Consider the following 19,214-nt stretch of genomic DNA (forward strand, 5'->3'; position numbering starts at 1 on the left):
AATTACTGCTGCAACGCGGCCATCAGACCCTTGATACGCTGGGAAATGATAGTGAGGTCGGTTTGATATTTGGTGGTGTTCTCGGCAAACTGCACGCGCTCGACATCCATATCGACGGTGTTGCCATCAAGACTGGGCTGCAAAGGCTGACGGTAAAGCAAATTGGCACCCGCGGGTGATTGCGCCAAACCTGGAATGTGCCGCGCCGATGTCGTTGCCAGCGCTGTGTCGGGCAAACGCTGGTGGCCATTGCCCATTGCTTCTTTCAGGGCACTGCCAAAATCAAAGTCGCGGGCCTTGTAATTAGGCGTGTCGGCATTGGCAATATTTGCAGCCAGCACTTCTTGACGCTGCTGACGCAGCCTGATGGCGTCCTGGAAAAACTTGAAATCTTCGCCGATACGATCAACCATGATCCAACCTGTACAATTCAAAACGCAAATTTTTGATTACCGGCCTAAAGGTTTTACCTATGCAGCCGTTAATCGTCAGGTTCTATAGTAGACGCCGGCCTCGCAAGACAAACTTCGAAATAAGGTGCAATTTGTCGGCCAATTCCCCAGTTGAATTGCAGTCATCGGGCGAACCGGCTATTGGCGACACTTTGAACGGGCCTTAAAATGGGGCCATGTCCACATTAAATGCCCTAGGGCTCAGCGTTCTGCTTTTCTTAGCCCCCACCTGGGCCGCAGCGCAATCAGCCCCCTCCTCTCCCGAATCCCCAGCCATCAACACCGATGCCTTGGTGTCCGATATCGAGGCATTTTTGCAAGATCTGGCCGCTTCGTGGCCTGGCGTACCCGTGATCTCGATCTCTGACCCCAACCTGCAAAGACAGCCGGCCTGCGCCGACTACGAAATTTTCTTGCCAGGCCGCCAAACGTTACGATCACGGCTTAACGTGGGCATACGATGCTTGGCACCGCAACCGTGGGTCGGCTACACCCAGGTCAATGTACGCATCGACGGCGTGTATTACGTTGCCGCACGCAGTGTTAATGCAGGCAGTGTGCTTAGCCTAGACGATATCTTGCCGCAAGAAGGCGACCTGCTTCGCCTACCCGCGGGGTCGTTGCTCGACCCGGGTCAACTCGTTGGCTACATTACCACCCAGCGCTTAGCCGCCAGGCGCCCAATCAAGGCATCTGCCTTACGCAGCCCCGACTCTATTGAACGGGGGCAACGCGTTAAAATAGAGGTTCGGGGCCTGGGGTTTGTCGCCAGCAGCGACGGCCAGGCCATGCAGGGCGGCGAACCGGGTACCCAAATCCAGGTCAAGACCGCATCAGGCCAAATCGTGACAGCCACCGTACTTAATGCCCAAACCGTCATCATCCCGATGTAAGAATCTTGTTTTAGCGGCTAAAGTTTTGTGTCGTGCGTCCGTTACCCTCTATACTTAGGGCTCAGACGCCCTGTTACACCGGAGCAACCCGTGAAAATCACACCGTCGCTGAACAAACCTGCCGTTAATCCAATTGCCCCTCAACGGGCGGGCGCAACCGCGACCCAAAATAACGCAGGCCCAACCGGCAAATCGGCTGTCGACCTCAGCAGCACAGCACGACACTTGTCCAGCCTCGAAAACAGCGACAACGACATCAACATGGAGCGCGTCCAGCAAATCCGCGATGCCATCGCTGCTGGCGAACTCAAAGTCAACCCCGAGCGCATCGCCGACTCGTTGCTGGCAAGTGCCCGCGAACTTCTCAAATAAGTAGCCATCATGTCAGACCAGCCCGAAGCACTTCAAGCCCTTATCAATTGTCTTGATACCGAAGTGCGTCTCGTCGGGCGGTTTATCGACACCCTGAAAAGCGAAGCTCAAATTCTCGAATCGGGCCGCCCCGACGAGCTGGTTGCATCAAGCCAGAAAAAAGAACAACACGCCGAACAACTGGGGCAGGCGACGCAAGCCCGCGACCAAGCCCTCGAGGCCCTCGGTTTTTCTGCAGGCCATGCTGGTTTACAAGCAGCAGCAAAAGCACACCCCGAAGCCTCTACCCTAGCGGCACGGCTAACCGACCTCGCCCTGCAAGCACGCAGCCTGAACGAAACCAACGGCGCATCTATTGGCTTGCTGCAACGCCAAAACCGGCAGATGCTGGAAGTATTGCAACGCCTAGCCAATGTAGGTACAGGGGCTAGCGAAGTCTACGACGCCAGCGGAAAGTCGAAACACCTCGACACCCCCGGCGGTAGCACCCAACCACGGCTCAAGCCCGTCAAAGCCGGCTGATATCCGGCAGTCACAGGCGTATCACGTCTTGGGCAAGCTTAAACAAAGATAGGTGAAGCGGCACCCGCAGGCAGATTACGTTATACATGCCTGCGGTTACCTGGGCCTGTCAGCTCAGACGGTCATTTCTTTGAGCGTAAACAATTTCATCATGGCCGACACTGCTGCCACCTGAGTGGGTCTTGGGCTACCCGCCAGGCCCAAAAGCGCCTTACGCAACCCGACAGTCTCAACACCCGCAAGAGCATGCCACGTTGTCAGCCCTACCTGTATGGCGGTCAACGCACGCTTTTGAGAGGCATCGGCCCATTGTCGTGGCGCAAGCATAGGCCACCAGCGGGCGGCCAGACGGAAAGCGGCTTTCTGCTCGGTGGCGACCAACAACGCCATTGCCAAACGCTCGGGCGATGCATTGATGGTGGTGGCATGTGCAAGCCCATGCACCGTGCGCAATACAGTACCGCTGTCGCGATCGACTACGCGAGCAGCCACCAGAAGCACTGGCAGATGGCCGGCCTGCCGAGATACAAGCTCTACGGCTTGAACGCCAGCCCAAACAACCAGCCGCCCACGATCTATGCTTTGAATTTCGGCCAGATCGAGGAGCTCGTTGAGTGCGCCGACGGGATGGTAGTCGACGGCCTTGGACAGCGCGCCTACCGTCGTGGCGCACCCCTGTTCGTACACTTTGGTTGTTGCGGGGCATGGCGACAGCCAAGCTGCACCCGACGCAGACACCGCATGCCAAAGCGCTTGCGTTGACTGGTCGAAAACATGCAACACAGGCACTTCGGCCAGCGACTGCGCCACCCAACTGATCTGGTCCAGCAAGGCCTCGATGTTGCCAGGTGCCTGAAGCGCGGAACTGCCGTCGGAGGCTCGCCACCCGTCGGCCAGCGTAAGCTGCTGATAAGGCGACGCCCAAGGTGTGCCGGATTGACTGCACAATACTGTGGCGCGCAAGCGGCCTGCCGAACGGTTATCGGATTCTCGCAGCGCAATTTGATCGTGCAATGCCAGCATGTATTGCCCCTGCTGGCCTACAAATTCGTTTTGCGCGGCCCGCAATAAGTGCAAGCCCAATGCCTGGATGCCGTCGGTAATATCACCTTTAAAATAGCGGCGCCACAGCTCGTAAGTTTCAGAGGTCAGCAGATCGTCGTCGATTTGCGCACAAGCGCCCTCGATGTCGGCGAGCTCGACGCCACTGCCCGCACTGCCGGCAACCGTCAACAAATTCGGCAATAACTGACGACGCTTTTTCTCGATATTCTGAGGTGTCTCTTCAGCCGGCTTGGCCATGGACATCAGGGCCGCAAAATCGGCCTCGGACGGCGCATACAAAGCCTGAGACTGTGGCTTGACCATGGCCCGGTCGACTAAATCAGACGCCGACAAATACGACAGGTTTTGCGGAACTTTCTGACCGTCGGATATATAGCAAACCGGCAACTGATAGCGAATGGCCGTGTCGAGTGCAGCGCCCAGGCGAGTTGCTTCGTCGACCTTGGTAATGATGCAACCGCGCAACCGGCTGCCACCATCATTGGTGTAGCTGCGGGCGACTTCATCGAGCGTATCACCGTGGCTGGAGGCATTCAGTACGAGCAAGCGCTGGATGTCGCGCCCGGCCTGGCCCAGCATGGTGGCCTGTTCAGCCACATGGCGATCGCGTTGGCTGATACCTACGTTGTCGATAAGCACGGTTTGATGCGCGCTCACACCGCCCAGGATACGGCGCAACTCGGCAGCATCTTGAACCACGTGAACCGGCACGCGCATCATTTGGCCATAAATGCGTAACTGTTCGTGGGCTCCAATACGGTAGGTGTCGGTCGTCAGCAACACCACATTTTCTGCACCCAAACGCTTGACGCAACGCGCGGCCAGCTTGGCCACCGTCGTCGTTTTACCCACACCGGTCGGCCCCACCAGCGCCACGACTGCACCAGGTTGCCAAAGCTCGTCTTCAGTTTCAAGCACGGGCAAGTGGCGCACCAATTCGTTGCGTGCCCACTGAAATGCCGCTTTGGCACCCATGTTTTCTGGCAAACGCTTAAGCATGGCCCGAAGCAGTGCCGTACTGAACCCAAAACCCAACAGGGTTTGAAAAAGTGAAATAGCCTGGGGCGCCCGACGCAGCTGGCTGCCCCATAAAAGTTCGTCGATACGGCTTTCAAGAACGCCTTGCAGAGCGCCGATGGCCCCAAGCACATCGCCGGACGACTCGGCCGGCCCGCCCATCGCTGCAGCCAAAGCTGCCGGCGCTGGGCGCAAACCTGTTGCCGGCGGCTGACGCAACCCCGAAGGAGGCAAACCGCCAGCGGACGGCATCGCGCCGGTCGGACGTGATCCGCCCTCTGCAGAAGACATGTGCCCGGACAAAGCCCCGGCACGACGCGGATCACTGCCAGAGGCAGACGTGGGCGGTGTCCCAGGCATACCCGGATATGACACCGGACCCGAAGCCGGATCAGGACGTCGAAAAGCGGTACGCATTGTGACGGGCGCCTGCTTGGCTGCAGCTTCGGCTTCTTGAGCTGCAATCTGCTGCACGACATTATCGGGTAATGCGGTTTGATCGGTGGCCAGTATTTCGACGCCGCCATTGACACGGCGATTGGAAATAATCAGCGCATCAGGCCCAAGCGCCAGACGAACCTGACGCAGGGCTTCACGATTCGTCGCGCCGAAAAAACGACTAATGTTCAACTAGGACTCCCGCCAATTACTGAAGTGATACGCAGTATACGTTCTTCAGGAATTTCGAAGTTGGACAAGACACCCAGTTGCGGAAAATGATGTCGCAAGAATCGCGACAATGAAGATCGCAACACAGGCGGCACAACAAGCACGGCTGCATCACCACGCGCTTCTTGCGCATTGATGGCGCGCTGTGCGTCGTTGAGCAGAGTTTCAGCCAGACCAGGCTCGAGCGCACCACTTGTAGTGAGCGCCTGAGTCAGCACCCGCTCGAGTTTGGGATCGAGGCCAATAACGCGCAAGTCGCCATCGCCCGGAAACCACTGCTGAGTAATTGCCCTGCCCAATGCCATACGAACCTGCTGCAACAACTCGACTGGATCGGGCCCAGTACCATTAGCATTCATGGCCGAAAGTCGTGGTGCATGTTCGGCAAGGCATTCGATAATAGTGCGGACATCTCGAATGGGTACCTCTTCGTCGAGCAAGCCTCGCAATATTTTCTGCAAGGCGGTCAGGCTGATGGTCTTGGGCACCAGGTCTTCGACCAGCTTGGGCGACTCTTTTGCAATATGGTCAAGCAACTGCTGGACTTCTTGACGGCCCAGTAACTGGGCACCGTAGCGATGCATTAAATGATTTAAATGCGTCGCCACAACGGTACCCGCGTCCACCACGGTATAGCCAGCAATCTGTGCCTGTTCACGCAACGACACATCAATCCATACAGCCGGCAAGCCAAACGCGGGGTCGGTCGTTGGAGTACCCGGCAACTTGGTAGCCACCTCGCCCGGGTCGATCGCCATCCATTGGTCAGGCATGGCCAGGCCGCGCCCGACTTCAACGCCCGACAGCAAAATACGGTATTCGTTGGGTTTGAGCTCGAGATTGTCACGAATATGCACCACGGGCGGCAAAAAGCCGACGTCTTGCGCAAACTTTTTACGTAGACTGCGAATCCGGTGCAACAACTCGCCATTTTGAGAGTGGTCGACCAAGGAAATCAACCGGTAGCCGACCTCAAGCCCCAGCGGGTCGACCAAGGCAACGTCATCCCAGGTCGCCTCGGCTGCGGCAGCTTCGGCTGCTGCCTGCTGCTGGACGGGATCCGGCGCCGCCTTCACGGCTTCTTCCTGCTGACGCTTGTAAAGCACCCAGCCCGTGCCGGCTAACGAAGCGGCCAACAACAAAAATGCGAAATGCGGCATGTTGGGAATGAGCCCCATGATGCCCAAAATAGCGGCCGTGATGAACATGACGGTGGGATTGGCCAACAATTGCCCGACCATTTGCTGGCCGATATCTTCGTCGGTAGCCACACGCGACACCACTACACCCGCAGCAGTTGAAATAACGAGCGCCGGAATTTGCGCGACCAGACCGTCGCCAATCGCCAGAATAGTGTAGACCTCGGCGGCATCAGCGAAACTTAAGCCGTGCTGACCAACGCCCACGATCAGGCCACCAACAACGTTGATGACCATGATCAGCAAACCTGCGACGGCGTCGCCACGCACGAACTTGCTGGCGCCGTCCATCGAACCATAGAACTCCGCCTCCTGACTCACCTCGGAGCGGCGTCGGCGCGCCTCTTCTTCACCAATCAGCCCCGCATTCAGATCGGCATCAATAGCCATCTGCTTACCCGGCATCGCATCGAGCGTAAAGCGTGCGCCGACTTCGGCAATACGCCCCGCACCCTTGGTGATGACCATGAAGTTGATGATGACCAGAATGATGAACACGATGATACCGACCGCAAAATTGCCGCCGATAAGAAAGTGACCGAAAGCTTCGATGACCTGGCCGGCTGCGTCGGGGCCTTGATGCCCGTTCATCAGCACCACGCGGGTCGAGGCGACGTTAAGCGCCAGCCTTAACAAGGTGGTAAACAGCAGCACCGCCGGGAAAGCCGCGAAATCGAGCGGCTTTTTAGTAAACATGGCCACCAACAGCACCATGATCGACATCGCGATGTTGAACGTAAAAAACAAGTCGAGGACGATGGGCGACAACGGCAGGATCATCATGGACAAAACCATGATGATCAAGACGGGGCCGGCCAGCAATCGTGCGTGCTGCGAACCGTTGGCTTTAAACAGGGCGAGTAAGTTATTCATTAAATTCAGGTGCCTGGCTATTTAGCCGACAAGGGGTCGAGCTCGGGCGGTACCGGTAAATTGTCGGGCACCAGGGGTTCTGCACCCGTGCCATTGTTCCAGCTTCGCAGCTGGAACACCCAGGCCAAGACCTCGGCCACCGCTTTATAGAGTTCGACAGGAATTTCGTGCCCCAGCTCGACATGCTCGTGCAAGGCACGAGCCAGTGGCGGCGCGCTGAACATGGGGACTTTATGCTCATCGGCAAGCATGCGTATGCGTGCGGCGATCAGGCCACTGCCTTTGGCCACGACACGTGGCGCGCCGGTACCGCCATCTTCGTACTTTAACGCTACCGCATAATGCGTAGGGTTGGTGACAACCACGTCGGCCTTGGGAACCTCGGACATCATGCGACGCCGTGCCATGGCACGTTGCTGCGCCCTGATACGCCCTTTGACGTGTGGGTCGCCCTCGCTTTCTTTGTGTTCTTGCTTGACGTCCTGACGGCTCATTCGCAGCTTTTTATGATGACTGTACAACTGCCAAGGCGCATCGATGAACACAATAAGCAGCAATGCAGCAACTATAAGGGCGCTACACAAGGCCACCAGTCGCATGCCATTGACCAGCGCAGCGGTCGGCGACGCATAAGTCAGCGCCAGCATGTCGTCGCGGTAAGCCCAAATGACTGCGGCCGAGATGCCGCCGATAACCGTTGCTTTAAGCAAGGTCTTAATCAACTCGACCAAGGTTTGCGCTGAGAACATGCGCATGACGCCTTTCAAGGGGTTCATGCGTTCGAACTTGGGCTCAAGTGCCTTCGTAGAAAACAGCAACCCGCCAAGCGAAACCGACGAAAACACGGCCAATATGACCAATATGCCAAAAATCGGCAGCAGAACCAGCAGCGCGTTCCAAGCCGAGTTGGCCGCCTGTGCGGTCATGACTGCGGTATCTTTGGCAACCCGCAGGTCGAACCACATGCCGGCACGTATCACGCCGGTCAGGGTACGGTAGAGCTCGCCGCCCATGAACCATAAACCGGCCACGCCGCCGGCCAGCAACATGAAGGTATTGAGCTCGCGCGAACGCGCCACCTGCCCATCTTCTCGCGCCTTTTCCAGGCGCCGGGGGGTGGCTGATTCGGTTTTTTCGAGGTCGCTATCCTCTGCCATGGGTCAAAATGCTGCCGGAAAAAATAAAAGGTAAAACCTACCTGCCCGGAGTATAAGGGCTGGCCGATTTTACCTAAGTGGCAAGCAACACCAATAAAAGCGCTTAATTCGGGCCTAAAAACCCAGACTGGACAATAAGTCGTCGACCTGATCCTGGCTCGACACAACTTCTGGTTTGCCTTCGGGCTTAACCTGGGGGCCATTAAGCAAAGAATCCATTTCTTTTTGCTTAACCTGGCGCTGGTCTTCAGGCAAGTAGTTAATTAGTACTTGAACCAGTTCAGTCTCGATCGCGCTGATCACGCCCAACATACGCATAATGACCTGACCGGTCAGGTCCTGGAAATCTTGGGCCATAATGATTTCCATGAGCTTGTCTTGCGACACCTGAGTTTTTGTCGGGATATCACGCAACAACGCACGCGTATCGTCAACCAGCTGACGCGCCTCGGTAAGCTCGGCAGGATGCTTGAACCACTCTTGCCAACGCGCATCGAGGCCCTCGGCCTGACGCTGCATTTCTTCTTGCAACGGACGCGCCTCTTCAGCCGCATTCAGCACCCGATTCGCAGCTTGCTCGGTCATTTGAGCAACGTAATCAAGCCGATCACGCGCATCGGGAATGGCTTCTGCGGCCTCGGTGATGGTCTGATCAAGACCCAGTTCTCGCATGCTTTCGCGCAGCATGCGTGTCACATGGGCAATGCGTTGGATAAGTTCGGGGTGCTGCTCGGGGCTGGCGTCAACCGCACCGGGGTCTTCGGTCGTCATGGCACACCCTTTACGCGTTGATCTTTTCGAAAATCTTGTTCAGCTTCTCTTCGAGAACCGCCGCAGTAAATGGCTTGACCACATAACCGCTGGCACCGGCCTTGGCGGCCGCAACAATGTTTTCTTTTTTGGCTTCAGCCGTCACCATCAGCACCGGCAAACTGGCCAGCGCCGCATCGGCACGAATATGCTGCAACATGGTCAGACCGTCCATATTGGGCATATTCCAGTCAGACACGATAAGGTCAAAATTGCCGTTACGAATTTTGTCCAAGCCCATCTGGCCGTCTTCCGCCTCATCGACATTATCAAAGCCCAAGTCTTTCAGCAGGTTTTTAATGATCCGACGCATTGTGGGAAAGTCGTCCACAACGAGGATCTTGATGTTTTTTTGAACCACTTTACTCTCCGATTGAGTTTATGACTGCCCGCGTGGCGGCTTAGACGCGATGACCGTACGCACCCGCGCTAGACAATAATTTTTCGCTAATATTTTGCAATGGAACAGCCTCATCGGCAGCGCCAATCAGTAATGCTTCGCGCGGCATGCCAAAGACCACGCAACTGGCTTCATCTTGCGCAAATGTAGCCGCGCCGGCCTGTTTCATGGCCAGCAAACCCTGGGCGCCGTCTTTACCCATACCCGTAAGCAGTGCGCCAACCGCGTTCTTCCCGGCCACTTGTGCCACAGAATGAAACAGCACATCGACAGAAGGCCGATGCCGGTTAACAGGCTCGGTTTCTTCGAGGCGAACCACATAGTTTGCGCCAGAACGCGCCAGCTTCATGTGCGCCACACCACCTGGCGCAAGGTACACATGCCCAGGCAAGACGCGCTGACCGTCTTCAGCCTCGTGGACCCGAACTGCGCAAAGATTGTCGAGCCGTTGAACAAATGACTTCGTAAACCCAGCCGGCATATGCTGCGTAATCATAATCGCCGGACTGTTGGCTGGCAACGGTACCAGCACCTGCCGAATGGCTTCAGTGCCGCCTGTAGAGGCCCCGATTGCAATGATTTTTTCGGTCGTTGAAAACACCGCATTCAGGCGTTGCGCCGGCGCACCAGGCACCGCCGCGGGGCGAGGCCGTGGGCGCGAGCTGGCCGCCGCACGGATTTTGTCGGCGATCAAGTCGCTATATTCCATCAGACCATCACGCAGGCCCAACTTGGGTTTGGTGACGAAATCGACAGCACCCAGCTCAAGCGCCCTAAGTGTGACTTCGGAGTTGCGTTCGGTCAGTGACGACACCATCACCACAGGCATGGGCCGCAACCGCATCAGGCGCTCAAGGAAATCGAGCCCGTCCATGCGCGGCATTTCAACATCCAGTGTCAGGACATCAGGATTGTGCAGCTTGATCAGCTCGCGGGCAACCAGAGGGTCGGGGGCAACGGCCACGACTTCCATGTCGGGCTGCTTATTGATGATCTCGGTCATCAATCCACGGACCAGAGCCGAGTCATCAACGCATAACACCCGGATTTTCTTCATGACTTTGGCCTTTTGTATATGTGCTACTAAAAATCTTTACCACCCGCCGGACTGGCAGCAGGCATTACCGCTTATCGGACAACTACGTAAACCGTTTGACCTTGCAGCTTGAAGGCCTTGGTCAGATAGGTGAAGTTCTCTGAGTGACCGGCAAACAACAAGCCGTCGGGTTTAAGCATAGGGGCAAACCGGTCGAGGATTTTGGTTTGTGTTTCTTTGTCGAAATAAATCATCGTGTTCCGGCAAAAAATTGCATCGAATTTTTTATCGGCCGGCCACTTGGGCGCCAACAAGTTCAATGGTTCGAACTTGATCATGTCTTGCAACAGGGGCTTGACCCGGACCAAGCCCGACTTGGCGTCTTTGCCGCGCAAAAAATATTTACGCAATAAGGGTTCGGGCACCGTCTTAACGCGCTCAAGGGTGTAAACGCCTTTTTGAGCACGTGCAATGGCTTGGGTGTCGATATCAGTGGCCCAAATCGACGCCTGACTGGAGGCGTTGGGCACGGACTCTTGCAAGGTCATGGCTATTGAATAGGGCTCTTCACCAGTCGACGAGGCGCAACACCAGATATTTATAGGGCCGCGCCGCCCTTTCACAAAATTTCGCAGCGTCTCGAAGTGGTGCTGCTCGCGAAAAAATGCCGTATGGTTGATGGTGAATGCATTAACGAAGTCTTCCCATTCGGGGCCATCAGGGTTCTGCTGCAAAAACCCTAAATAATCGGACACCGTGTTTACGCCCAACTTGCGTGCACGCAAACTGAGGGTGCGCGTCGCCATCTCGCGCTTGTGCTCACCTACAACAATTCCCGTGCGTTGATGCAGCAGACGCGTCGCCCGCTCAAACTCTTCGGGCGCCACGGGCAATACCGCTGGCGTCATCTGCGCAAAAACCGAGGTCGTCAATTGAATATCTTTTTAGACAATAGCTTGTTCGACCAGAGCCATTTCGCTGCTGGTCATCAGCTTTTCGATGTCGACCAAAATAAGCATTCGCTCGCCGACTGTGCCGATACCCGTGAGATATTCGGTAGAAAAAGCCGTACCAAACTGTGGCGCCGCACTGATCTGTGACGGGCGCAACATCAGTACGTCGGAAACGCCATCGACCACCACGCCAACTACTCGAGTTTCGAGGTTGAGAATAACCACGACTGTCTGGCTGTTGTATTCAACATTTTCAAGGTTGAACTTCAGGCGCATATCGACGATAGGCACGATCACGCCGCGCAGATTGGTTACGCCCTTGATAAACGAAGGCACGTTGGCAATACGCGTTACGCTCTGGCTATCGTAACCACGGATTTCTTGCACTTTAAGGATATCGATACCGTACTCTTGGGCGGCCAGGGTAAAGACCAGAAACTCTTTACCGGCGTCGTCGACCTGTTGCGTCTTGTTATTTGTTTCGTTAAGCATTTTGTTCTCCGAGAACTTTCATAGCGGTAGTCTGGGTTCCTTTGCTGCATGTCATGCGCATCAGGGCAAAGACATCGACAATCAATGCAACGCTGCCATCGCCCAAAATGGTTGCTGCCGAAATACCCGGAATTTTCCGGTAGTTCGATTCGAGGTTCTTAACCACGACTTGCTGCTGACCCACGAGATGGTCGACGAGTAACGCAAAGCGGTTTTCTTCGGCCTGCAAAATAACGGCAATTGATTTTGAAATATCAGTTTGGGCGTTATCTACGCTGAAAACATCGTGCAAGGCGACCAGCGGCAGATACTCGCCGCGCACATGCAAAACCTGTTCGGTCTGCGAAATGCTATGTACCTGCTCAAGCGAAGGCTGCAACGACTCGGTCACATGACTGAGCGGCAAGACGAATATTTCTTCGCCCACCTGCACCGACATACCATCCAGAATGGCCAGCGTCAGCGGCAGAAAAATACGGGTTGTCGTGCCCTGCCCCGACCGTGAAGACAACTGGATATGACCACCCATGTCTTGAATATTGCGGCGCACGACGTCCATTCCAACACCACGACCTGAAATTTCGGTCACTTTTTCGGCGGTTGAAAAACCCGGCGCAAAAATCAGCTGCCACAACTCTTCGTCGGGCGTACTGTCATTGACAGGGAAGCCTGAACTAATCGCTTTTTTCAGAATGCGCTCGCGACTCAAGCCAGCACCGTCGTCGGAAACTTCGATGACAATCTGCCCCCCCAGATGTTGCGCGGACAAGGTCAGCGTACCTTCGGGCTTTTTGCCTTTGGACACCCGAACTTCAGGAGTTTCGAGCCCGTGATCAATACTATTGCGCACCAGATGGGTGAGCGGGTCGATAATTCGCTCGATGAGGCTCTTGTCGAGTTCGGTTGCCTGCCCCTTTGTAATAAGGCGAATTTCTTTATTGAGCTTGAGGGCATTTTCACGCACCACCCGCGGGAAGCGGCTGAAAACGTAGTCCATTGGCATCATGCGAATTGACATGACCGCCTCTTGGAGGTCACGGGCGTTACGCTCTAGGTGTTCGATACCATTAAGCAGGCGATCGTGCAGCACGGGATCGAGGGTGGATGCCGTTTGCACCAGCATGGCCTGCGTAATGACCAACTCGCCGACCAGGTTGATGATCTGGTCGACTTTTTCGACCCCTACGCGCAATGTGCCTGCCTCTTTGTTGGCAGCCTTGCCTGCATCGCGCTCTTTGGAAGACGACGGTGTAGAACCTGCGGCAGCAGACGGCTGCGCGGCAGCGGGGTCAGGCGTAATATTTTTTTGTTCGTTGGCTTGGGTTACCGGCGCGGCCTCTGAAACAACCCCTGATGTAGCAGGTATGGCATTGGCGACGGGTGCCGCAGCTTGCACTGCGGGTGCCGAAACATCGGCCTGAGCAGGTACAGCCTGCGCGACCACAGTAACCTGCTTGCTATCGACAACAAAACAACATACAGCTTCGATATCGGCCGCCGATTCTGTTGTTTTGATCCAGAGATCGAGGGTTTGATCGCCCTTGACCTGATGCAGAATATCGCCCATGAGCATCATCTCTGCCTGTAAAACCTCGGCGTCTTTCTCGTTGAGGTTGATCAGGCTTACGTGCAAGGGCAAATCGCTCGAACCGTGGGCGGCAACTGGCGTTGATTCGGCCGCTACGGTCGGTTTAGGGCTTTCGACTGCCGAAGCGTTGGCAGCGGGCACCTGCGCGGCACTTGATGCCATACCCCCGGCAGGACTCGCCGGCACTTTACCGCCCTCTTGCAACGCCAACTGGCGCAATTGTTCACAAATTCGCTCGTAAGCTTCGGCATCGGGCTGCTCGCCATTGCGATAAGCAGCGACTTGATCGGAAAGCACGTCTTTAGTTTCCAGGAATAGGTCTACCATGTCTTTGCGCAGCGTCATTTCGCCCTGGCGCAAAGCATCGAGCAGGTTTTCGAGTAAGTGGGTGGTTTCGGCGAGCTGCCCGAAGCACCCGAACGTACCAGCCCCTCCTTTTATGGAGTGGGCGGCCCTGAAGATGGCATTCAACTGATCCATATCGGGCTGGCCAATATCCAGCTGGAGCAACGTCTGCTCCATATCGGCCAGCAGCTCGTCGGCTTCGTCGAAAAACATGTCATAAAACTGACTAAGGTCGACCCCTTCGCTCATTGCCTTTCCTTCTGGTTCTTTAGTTGTTATTGCCCTGCGCCGCTGCCGGCGGCGTAGTGCCGGGCACAGCGGATTTTGCGTTATCGACGGGCATGGCCTTACCAGCCCCAAGACTTTGTTCGAGTGCCTCGACGATATTGCCTTGCGCATCAACATCGAAACTGTCGGTGGCGCTTTCAAGATCCATACGACGCTCAGACCGGGCGTTAAGTACAACCAGGCTGATCCGTCTGTTAACGGCTGCATACGGGTCTTCTTTAACCAAACTGACGGTAGAGGACAGCCCAAGAATACGTTTGACCTTTTCTTCGGACATACCGCCTGCGATCAGCTCTTGGCGCGCTGCGTTGGCACGATCTGCCGAGAGCTCCCAGTTACTGTAGGCGCGTTCACCGCGCGCATACTGCGTGGCGTCGGTGTGGCCCGATATGGTCAGCGAATTCGGCAAATGATTGAACAGCGGACCCAATTCGCGCAAGATTTCGCGCATATAGGGCTGCACGATTGCGCTACCCGTTTGAAACATTGGGCGATTTTGCTGATCGACGATCTGGATACGCAAACCTTCGGAGGTCATGTCGAGCAACAATTGGGGCCTGAATTGACGCAGGACCGGATCGGTATTGATGAGTTCCTCGAGCTGGCCGCGCAAGTCTTCAAGACGCCGCGTATCACGTGTGTCGGCCTCGTCGTCGATAGGCGTTTGCCGCGACTGGATAGGATTTTTATTGGGAATGACACTCGGTGACTGGCCCGGAATGACCGAGCTGTTGTCATTCAAGGCTTTGCCCCCCGAGATCGCATCCATGAGCGGCATGCGGAAGTACTCGGCGATTTGGCCGAGATTTTCTTTGGGCACCAGTGACAACAGCCACATCACCAAGAAGAAGGCCATCATCGCCGTCACATAGTCGGCGTACGCGATCTTCCAGGCACCACCGTGATGTGCCTCGTGGCCCCGTTTCTTACGTCGGATAACAATGCGTGGGGCGTCAGTACTACTCATGTACGCCCCGTTACGCTTTCTTGACCGACTTGGTCTGGCGCACGTGCTCTTCGAGCTCGCTGAACGACGGCCGCTCGGCAGAGAACAAGACCTTACGACCGAACTCGACAGCGAGCTGCGGCGGATAACCGTTCATATAGGCCAGCAACGTGACCTTGATGCACTCAAGCACTTTGAGTGAGGCATCGTTGCGCCGCTCCATGGCGGAGGACATGGGCGAGACGAAACCGTAGGCCAACAAAATACCCAAAAAGGTACCCACCATGGCCTTGGAAATGAGGTCGGCCAGAATAGCTGGCGGCTGATCGACCGACGCGAGCGCCTTGATGACCCCCAAAACCGCCGCGACAATACCAAACGCCGGCAAGCCGTCGGCCACCATCGCCAAGGCCCGACTTGGCACGCTGGCTTCCTGGTGGTGGGCGTCCAGTTCCTGATCCATCAGGGTTTCGATTTCGAAGGGGCTCATGTTGCCGCTGATCATCAGCCGCATGTAATCTGTAATGAACTCGACCAGGTGATGGTCTTTAAGAATGCGGGGGTATTCGGCAAAAATCGGACTCTTGTCCGGCTCTTCGATGTCGGCTTCGATAGTCATGAGACCATCGCGACGTGCTTTATTTAGCAGCACATACAAAAGCGCCATCAGCTCCATGTAAAGCGCCTTGTCGTAGGGCGACTTTTTCAGTACTGCCGGCAAAGCCTTAAGCAGTAGCTTGATAGAGCGCCCGTTATTGGCGGCAATGTAAGCCCCAAGGGCCCCGCCACCAATAAGCACGAGTTCGAAGGGCTGATACAAGGCACCCAGGTGCCCGCCCAGGGCCACATAACTACCAAATATACATACCGTAACAACAACGAAACCAATAAGAATCAGCACGAACGAACCTTTTTTAACTTTTAGCCGTAACCGGTATGATCGCCGGTTTTAAGCGCCATAAAAATGCCCGTTAACGGGCATTTTTATGGCTAAATCGCCGCGCTAGCATAACGCAGTTTGATACAGCCTGACAGATTTTGAAAACCCGGGATGCATCAGGGGCTGGTGGGCGTAAGCTGCTTGGCGCGAGCGGCCCGTTGATTTCGCGTTTTGCCCGCACGCGGGGGCGGACGACAAATAGCGCAAACAAAATCGTGCTGGGGATCGTGGGCGTGCGCCACAAATAAGCCGGTACACCGCACGCAGGCAGATAGTTGCAACAAACCGCTTTCAAAAAAACGCACCAACATCCAGGCGCGGGTAAAGCTCAGCACCGGCTCGTTGGCATCATCGGGCAAACGGCCCGCCGAAGACTGTTCGATATAAAGCCGGTACGCATGTATGAGCGCCTGCGACTTTTTTGCCGGCGTGAAGCGGTCGAGGTAACTGTAAATATTGTAAAAAAGGCTGGAATGAATATTGGGCAGCCAAGTCATGAACCAGTCGACCGAAAAAGGCAGCATGCCTTTTGGCGGTGAAGCCCCTTTGATTTCCCGGTACAGCCGCGCCAAACGGTCGTAGCTGAGGGAAGTTTCGGCCTGCAAAACCTGCAGGCGCGCACCCAACGCAATCATTTCGGAGGCAAGAATAATTTCTTCTGCTTCTTTAGCGACGCTTTTAGAGGCCATGACTGACGATACCAGACCGCTTAAACGGTTTGTGCTACGCGGTTGGAAAGCAAAATAGTGGCGTGCGCTTGCTGCAGCACACCATCGAGTACGTCGCGCGTTAAGGACGACAACAAGGCGTAGTCGTCGAGGCGAAAACCACACACCAACGAACTGGAACTGGCCAGCTTGACCAACTGGGCCGGAGAGAGTTCGAGCAAAATACCTGCAGCATCTTCGCCAATACCCAAACGAAACATACCTGCAGCGAGGTTTTCGCGCAGTAAACGTTGGGCCAGCATGAGGTACGACAAGTTAACTTCTTGAATATCCTGCAACAATGCAGTTGTTTCTTTCGTAGACACTGTCAAATTCCTTAAATTTGTGTCACATCTGGGCCGCAAACGCGCTGCCCAAACACAAGCTTAGCAACAGTTTATGAGCGCTGTATGACACCTACAAGGCCACACACAAACAACAAACTGTTACCAAATACCCTGCTAACGCCAGCCTTTGGCTGCATAACCAGCAAATACGGCCTACGCCAAAATTCCTAACTCGTTCTATATAACAATTAGACGTGAAGGATTATCGACTTAATCTCTTATGGTTCTGTTGACTAATGTCAAAAACGCAACAAAGTCCGTCGAAATGTTGAAAAAAAGCCGCAAATTCTTAAAGCTTGCCGAAAGCTCATATGACAAACACACGAACAACACAAAACAAGCCTCACACCCCAAAACCCACCGAGTCAGCCTAGGCCGTATTTAAGACAAAAATACGCACCACCACTCAAAAAGAATTAGCCAACCAACAACAAAAGCCCAGCAAAATATTGATAAAAAACAGATTTTCTTGACTTCATCACATAACAAAACATGCATTCAGTGACAGTTTGTTGCCTTTACCAAACAAAGTTTACATCAGCAAACAAAAAAAGGGTCTAGGAACAATAGCCTATTCCTAAACCCATACTTTTATTGATATACTGAAAAGTTATCAAAAAAATATTAAAACCATGGCCTACCTGCTAGCACTCGACCAAGGCACATCAAGTTCGCGCAGTATTATATTCGACTTATCAGGTGGCCTCATCGCCATTGAGCAATCTGAGCTGCTGCCCGCAACACCCAAACCCGATCAGGTTGAACATGATCCTCAGCGCCTTTGGCACACCCAACTTGAAACGGCCAAGAAGGTCATTGCAAAAGCAAATATCAGGCCGCAAGACATATTAGCCATCGGCATTACGAACCAACGCGAAACAGTCGTTGCGTGGGATACGCGCAACGGAACACCGCTTTGTCCCGCTATCGTTTGGCAAGACCGACGCACACAAGCCCGGTGTCAGCAACTTATTAACGCCGGGTACGAAACAGCCATATCGAACGCAACCGGACTACGTCTCGATGCCTACTTTTCGGCAACGAAAATGCAATGGATGCTTGAAAACATCCCCGATGCAAAACGATGCGCCGAGGCTGGGCACCTTGCACTTGGTACTGTCGACAGTTGGCTGTTGTGGCAACTGACCCGGGGCAAGTCCTTTGCAACAGATGTCAGTAATGCGTCGCGCACGCTACTGTTCAATATACATACGGGCCAATGGGACACCGACTTACTCGCCTTGTTCGGCATCAACGCCCAATCACTACCCGCTGTGCTGCCCTCCAGCGGTTTATTCGGCCACACCCACAAAGACTGGTTCGGCGCAGAAATCCCAATATTCGGGGTTGCCGGCGATCAGCAAAGCGCCCTGTTTGGCCAAGCATGCTTTTCAGACGGCATGGCCAAAAACACCTATGGCACCGGCTGCTTTGCCCTGATGCATACCGGCACAACCCCCAAGCCATCCGCCAACGGCCTAATCACGACCCGGGCTGCGCAACCCTCGGCCCAACCCATGTTCGCGCTTGAAGGCAGCGTATTTGTCGGCGGCGCCATTGTGCAGTGGCTGCGCGATGGTCTGAATGCCTTCGAGCGTAGCGCCGACATTGAAGCCTTGGCGAGCAGTGTCGACACCGCGGGCGGCGTTACCGTCGTGCCGGCTTTTTCGGGGCTGGGCGCGCCCTACTGGCAACCCGACGCCCGGGGAACAATTACCGGGCTGACGCGCGGCACGACCTTGGCGCATATTGCTCGGGCTGCCCTAGAAAGCATCGCTTTTCAAAGCACGGCGCTATTGCTGGCCATGAGCCGCGATACAACCCAGCAAGGCGGGCTGCCTCTTTCCGAACTCAGGGTCGACGGCGGCGCCAGTGCAAATAACTTGCTGATGCAGTTTCAGGCTGACTTGCTTGGTATCCCTGTCATCAGGCCAGCCGTGACCGAAACCACGGCCCTTGGTGCGGCCTGGTTGGCCGGCCTGGGGTGTGGCGCCTACACCTCACAAAACGAACTGACCCAGCTCTGGAAACCAGAACGTGTATTCACGCCAGGCATTTCGACGTCTCAGGCGCAGGCCTTAATGCAACAATGGGAACACGCTGTTCGCCAAGCCTGCGTGCCGCAATAAACAAAAAAACTCAT

The 19,214-nt window shown here is 55.3% G+C and carries 18 protein-coding genes; 4 read left to right on the forward strand and 14 right to left on the reverse strand.

From position 1 onward, the window contains the following. Positions 1–2: 2 nt before the first annotated feature. A complete protein-coding gene (gene flgB, locus CHR62_RS09660) occupies positions 3–413 on the reverse strand; it encodes a flagellar basal body rod protein FlgB (RefSeq protein ID WP_093970473.1) in 411 nt (136 codons plus the stop codon). 215 nt (positions 414–628) lie between these two features. On the opposite strand from flgB, the gene flgA reads away from it, so the two are divergent. From flgA to CHR62_RS09675, 3 genes are all read left to right on the forward strand, one after another. After that, positions 629–1,345, forward strand: a complete 717-nt coding sequence (flgA, locus tag CHR62_RS09665) for a flagellar basal body P-ring formation chaperone FlgA (RefSeq protein WP_093970474.1) — start codon at positions 629–631, stop codon at positions 1,343–1,345. 90 nt (positions 1,346–1,435) lie between these two features. After that, complete coding sequence (gene flgM, locus CHR62_RS09670) at positions 1,436–1,717, forward strand: flagellar biosynthesis anti-sigma factor FlgM (protein ID WP_093970475.1); 282 nt, start codon at positions 1,436–1,438, stop codon at positions 1,715–1,717. A gap of 9 nt (positions 1,718–1,726) precedes the next feature. Further along, on the forward strand, positions 1,727–2,239 hold the full coding sequence (locus CHR62_RS09675; RefSeq protein ID WP_093970476.1) for a flagella synthesis protein FlgN: 513 nt from the start codon (positions 1,727–1,729) through the stop codon (positions 2,237–2,239). A gap of 114 nt (positions 2,240–2,353) precedes the next feature. Here CHR62_RS09675 and flhF read toward each other — a convergent pair whose 3' ends face one another. The 13 genes from flhF to flhD all read right to left on the reverse strand — a co-directional run bounded on the left by flhF (position 2,354) and on the right by flhD (position 17,050). After that, complete coding sequence (flhF, locus tag CHR62_RS09680; protein WP_123660797.1) at positions 2,354–4,951, reverse strand: flagellar biosynthesis protein FlhF; 2,598 nt, start codon at positions 4,949–4,951, stop codon at positions 2,354–2,356. Then, positions 4,948–7,062 carry a flagellar biosynthesis protein FlhA gene (gene flhA / locus CHR62_RS09685; protein WP_093970478.1) on the reverse strand — a complete coding sequence of 705 codons (2,115 nt, stop codon included), beginning with the start codon at positions 7,060–7,062 and terminating at the stop codon, positions 4,948–4,950. Before flhA ends, flhF begins: the two co-directional genes overlap by 4 nt. A 17-nt stretch (positions 7,063–7,079) precedes the next feature. Next, entirely contained in the window at positions 7,080–8,219 is a 1,140-nt protein-coding gene (gene flhB, locus CHR62_RS09690; protein WP_123660798.1) for a flagellar biosynthesis protein FlhB, read from the reverse strand. 114 nt (positions 8,220–8,333) lie between these two features. Further along, the gene (cheZ, locus tag CHR62_RS09695; protein ID WP_123660799.1) at positions 8,334–8,990 is read right to left on the reverse strand and encodes a protein phosphatase CheZ; all 657 of its coding nucleotides are present in this window, start codon (positions 8,988–8,990) and stop codon (positions 8,334–8,336) included. Positions 8,991–9,000: 10 nt separating this feature from the next. Continuing rightward, positions 9,001–9,390, reverse strand: a complete 390-nt coding sequence (gene cheY, locus CHR62_RS09700) for a chemotaxis response regulator CheY (protein ID WP_093970481.1) — start codon at positions 9,388–9,390, stop codon at positions 9,001–9,003. A 40-nt stretch (positions 9,391–9,430) separates the two neighbouring features. Continuing rightward, the gene (locus CHR62_RS09705) at positions 9,431–10,486 is read right to left on the reverse strand and encodes a chemotaxis response regulator protein-glutamate methylesterase (protein WP_123660800.1); all 1,056 of its coding nucleotides are present in this window, start codon (positions 10,484–10,486) and stop codon (positions 9,431–9,433) included. 71 nt (positions 10,487–10,557) lie between these two features. Beyond that, a complete protein-coding gene (locus tag CHR62_RS09710) occupies positions 10,558–11,397 on the reverse strand; it encodes a CheR family methyltransferase (RefSeq protein ID WP_370318053.1) in 840 nt (279 codons plus the stop codon). A gap of 12 nt (positions 11,398–11,409) precedes the next feature. Then, the gene (locus CHR62_RS09715; protein ID WP_093970484.1) at positions 11,410–11,910 is read right to left on the reverse strand and encodes a chemotaxis protein CheW; all 501 of its coding nucleotides are present in this window, start codon (positions 11,908–11,910) and stop codon (positions 11,410–11,412) included. Next, complete coding sequence (gene cheA, locus CHR62_RS09720) at positions 11,903–14,092, reverse strand: chemotaxis protein CheA (protein ID WP_123660801.1); 2,190 nt, start codon at positions 14,090–14,092, stop codon at positions 11,903–11,905. The genes CHR62_RS09715 and cheA overlap by 8 nt, the downstream gene beginning before the upstream one ends. 19 nt (positions 14,093–14,111) lie before the next feature. Continuing rightward, positions 14,112–15,098, reverse strand: coding sequence for a flagellar motor protein MotB (motB, locus tag CHR62_RS09725; protein ID WP_093970486.1), 987 nt, complete (start codon positions 15,096–15,098; stop codon positions 14,112–14,114). Between the two features lie 10 nt (positions 15,099–15,108). After that, positions 15,109–15,978, reverse strand: coding sequence for a flagellar motor stator protein MotA (gene motA / locus CHR62_RS09730; RefSeq protein ID WP_093970487.1), 870 nt, complete (start codon positions 15,976–15,978; stop codon positions 15,109–15,111). 155 nt (positions 15,979–16,133) lie between these two features. Next, positions 16,134–16,706: a flagellar transcriptional regulator FlhC gene (gene flhC, locus CHR62_RS09735; protein ID WP_093970488.1), complete on the reverse strand. Its 573-nt coding sequence runs from the start codon at positions 16,704–16,706 to the stop codon at positions 16,134–16,136. A gap of 20 nt (positions 16,707–16,726) precedes the next feature. Next, positions 16,727–17,050, reverse strand: a complete 324-nt coding sequence (gene flhD / locus CHR62_RS09740) for a flagellar transcriptional regulator FlhD (protein WP_093970489.1) — start codon at positions 17,048–17,050, stop codon at positions 16,727–16,729. A 653-nt stretch (positions 17,051–17,703) separates the two neighbouring features. Here flhD and glpK point away from each other — a divergent pair. Beyond that, positions 17,704–19,200: a glycerol kinase GlpK gene (gene glpK, locus CHR62_RS09745; RefSeq protein ID WP_123660802.1), complete on the forward strand. Its 1,497-nt coding sequence runs from the start codon at positions 17,704–17,706 to the stop codon at positions 19,198–19,200. Positions 19,201–19,214 lie beyond the last annotated feature (14 nt).

This window comes from Pusillimonas sp. NJUB218 (assembly GCF_003788685.1).
Taxonomy (GTDB): Bacteria; Pseudomonadota; Gammaproteobacteria; order Burkholderiales; family Burkholderiaceae_B; genus Neopusillimonas.